Raw genomic sequence first — 3,656 nt, 5'->3', positions numbered from 1 at the left:
ATCCCATATACATAACTAATAGAACTAAAATGATAAATATAAACCTTTCCTCTTTAATACAACGTCTGCACCCTATTGTAAAAGTCGCTTTAGAGGACGCCGCTGCATTAGCCGTATCGGAAAAAGCCAATGAAGTGCAAATTGAACACTATCTATTAAGCTTATTAGAAAGGCCAAATAGTGATTTTGATATCTTATTAAGTCATTTCGATTGCTCAGAGACCATTTTAAGGCAATCCATTCGTTCGACTTTAGATACCAACACAACAGGCAACGGCAGCAAGCCCGTTTTTTCTTCGCTTTTAATCGAATGGCTTCAAGAAAGTTGGTTGGTCTCATCTTTAGATCTATCCGAGACTCAGATTCGCTCTGGTGCCCTACTTCTTACACTCGTGAGTAACCCACTACGCTATGGTCAGCACTGCTACGCTTCAATCTTAGACGGTGTAAACCCAGATACCTTAAAGCGTAATTTTTCTGAACTCACAACAAACTCTCTAGAATCTTTAGCAACGACATCAGAAAAAACCGACGCACGTGAAGATGGTTCGGCATTAAGTAAATTCACCACCGACTTTACCGGCAAAGCAAGAAAGGGCGAGATCGACCCAGTATTCTGCCGTGATCAAGAAATCAGACAAATAATCGACATATTGGCGCGACGCAGAAAAAATAACCCAATCGCCGTAGGTGAGCCGGGAGTTGGTAAAACAGCGGTGGTAGAAGGTCTTGCTTTAAAAATTACCGAAGGAGATGTGCCAGACTGCCTCAAAGGTGTTGAACTATACGGCCTAGACATGGGCTTACTTCAAGCGGGGGCAAGTGTTAAGGGAGAGTTTGAAAAACGCCTTAACGCAGTACTAGATGAAGTGAAGAATTCACCGACTCCAATCATTTTATTTATAGATGAAGCTCACACGCTAGTTGGTGGAGGCAATCAAGCTGGAGGCAGTGATGCTGCCAACCTACTTAAACCCGCTCTAGCACGTGGTGAAGTAAAAACAATTGCTGCCACCACATGGTCTGAATACAAGAAATATTTCGAAAAAGATCCAGCTCTGGCGCGCCGTTTCCAACTAGTAAAACTCGATGAGCCATCAGCTAGTCAAGCCGCATTGATCATCCGAGGCTTAAGACCAGCCTATGAAAAATCACATAACGTGTATGTACGTGACGACGCAATCACTGCCGCAGCAAACTTAGCTGATCGTTACATCACTGGACGCCAACTGCCAGATAAAGCAATCGACGTGTTAGATACGGCTTGTGCTCGCGTCAATATTAGCCTTAATGCAACACCGGCACCTGTCGAAACATTGCATCAAGAAATTGCGGCTGCGAACCGCGAACTCGAAGCTCTTGAGCGTGACCAACTGCAGCAAACCGGTGACAAACACAGCGCCGCTTTAATTCCTGATCTAAAAGAGAAGATTGAAAAGGCCACCGAAGAACAAGCTACCCTTCAAGTTCAATGGAAGAAAGAACAATCTCTTATTCAAGAAATCATTGAACTGCGTAGCCATCTTTATAGCCTTACTACTCCTTCGACTGAAGAAGACAGCGCTCCTATAGCTGACAATACGGTTCAAGATGATGACGCACTAACAAGTGACAAACCAAATTGTCATGAATATTCTGAAGAGCAGACTCGCGAAGCTATTCAATCTTGTAACGAACGTTTAGATAACGTGCGCGGTACCAATCCACTCGCTCACTATGAAGTGGGTCCCGACGAAATTAGTCATGTAATTTCTGATTGGACAGGCATCCCTATTGGTAAGATGCTTCAAGATGAGTCGCAAGCAACCTTAAACTTGAAACAAAACCTAATCCAAAACATTAAAGGCCAAGAATTTGCCATTGATGCGCTTGCTGAAGGTATTCAAACCGCAAAAGCGGGATTAGGTAACCCAGATGCACCAACGGGTGTTTTCTTATTGGTTGGCCCAAGTGGTGTAGGTAAAACAGAAACCGCTCGCGCTATCGCTGATCAGATGTTTGGTGGTGAACGCTTCATGACCACCATCAACATGTCTGAGTTCCAAGAGAAACACACGGTTTCTCGTCTTATTGGTTCTCCTCCTGGCTATGTTGGTTTTGGTGAAGGCGGTATGCTGACCGAAGCAGTTCGTCAGCGCCCTTACTCTGTTGTTCTTTTAGATGAAGTTGAAAAAGCAGATCCAGAAGTACTCAACCTGTTCTACCAAGTGTTCGACAAAGGCACGCTAAATGATGGCGAAGGTCGTACCATCGACTTCAAAAATACACTCATCATCATGACAAGTAACCTTGCGACTCATGAGATTGAGTCTTTAGTTCACCAAGCGAAAGACATTGATGCCAATATCGTCGCTGAAGCCATTCGCCCAACGTTGAATCAACACTTCAAGCCAGCCTTGTTGGCTCGTATGTCCGTGTTGCCATTCCTTCCACTTTCAGACGCAGCAATGACCGATATCATCCATCATAAACTGAAGAAAGTGTCTGAGCGCCTGCAAAGCCACCACAAACTGGCACTTTGCTATGGTGATAACTTAGTGGAATTCGTATTAGGCAACTGCCGCCTTGCAGAGACGGGAGCTCGAAATATTGATGCCGTTATTAACCGTCAACTATTGCCGCAGCTTTCGACTCAACTACTGGTGAATGACAAGGATGATTCACATACTCAAATTGACGTTTCTGTGGACGAGCAAGGAACTCTAACTTATGCGTTCAGCTAACCATAGTGAGCTTAGTAACGCCCTACTTGCGATCAGCCAATCTCTGGCTGATCGCAGCCAGTTAGCTCAAACTTTGGATGCCGTTCTCACAGCAGCAAGGCAAATGACTTTCGCGAAACATGGCATCATTTACGTGCTTGACCAAACCGGTCAAGCCTTGATTCCGAGTACCGCACACCACCATGAAAAAGTCATTGCCTCACATCCTTGGGAGCCACTGCAGTTAGACACAGTAAGTGAAGCCGACCCATTCAACTTCGCCGTACGTAACGGCGAAGTTGTCTTGATCAATGAGCTATACACTTATAATGGTTATGACTGCGAAGGCATCTATCAAACCGAGCAAACGTTAGGTCTAAAAAGCAACAACTTACTTGCTTGGCCATTGATTGATGATGAAAGCAAAACTATTGGATTATTGGTTTTGCTCGATTTAAGCGTTATCGATAACGAAACTGCACTTACCGAGTTTTGCCGAATGGCGGCAAGTAATATTCGCCATGCCATTTGGTTAGAGCAATATGGTCAAGTGATTAAGAGTTTAAGCGCTGATAACCAAGCGTTGGTTCGTGAAAATACTCAGCTAAAGAAACGGACAAAGAAAACCTATCAAGGTCCGATCGCTGAAAGTGAAGAGATGGTCAATGTATTGAGCCGACTTGATAAGGTGCTCTCTTTGCCTGTCGACGTCTTACTTAGAGGCGAGACGGGTGCGGGTAAAGAAGTCATTGCAAAATACATTCACGAAAACTCGAATCGTTCTGACCAAGCATTAATCGTTCAGAACTGTGCCGCAATTCCTGAACAACTTCTGGAATCCGAACTTTTCGGGCACAGAAAGGGCTCATTTACCGGTGCAGACAAGGACAAAGTTGGCTTATTTGAAGCAGCAAACGGTGGTACCCTATTCCTAGATGAAATTGGCGATATGCC

2 protein-coding genes are annotated in these 3,656 nt (G+C 44.5%); both read left to right on the top strand.

The window, feature by feature from the left end; all coding sequences use genetic code 11:
* The first annotated feature begins 29 nt into the window (after window positions 1-29).
* A complete protein-coding gene (gene tssH / locus AB4517_RS20595) occupies window positions 30-2,723 on the top strand; it encodes a type VI secretion system ATPase TssH (protein WP_372149719.1) in 2,694 nt (897 codons plus the stop codon).
* Window positions 2,710-3,656 (top strand): sigma 54-interacting transcriptional regulator (locus AB4517_RS20590; RefSeq protein ID WP_372149716.1); only part of this gene is annotated, 947 nt, incomplete at its 3' end. The genes tssH and AB4517_RS20590, both read left to right, overlap by 14 nt.

Origin of the sequence: Vibrio sp. 10N.222.52.C3 (assembly GCF_041474195.1) — a bacterium.
In the GTDB taxonomy this organism is placed as follows: domain Bacteria; phylum Pseudomonadota; class Gammaproteobacteria; order Enterobacterales; family Vibrionaceae; genus Vibrio; species Vibrio crassostreae_C.
The sequence above is the reverse complement of the archived record's forward strand: the minus strand, read 5'-3'. Positions and strand labels throughout refer to the sequence as shown.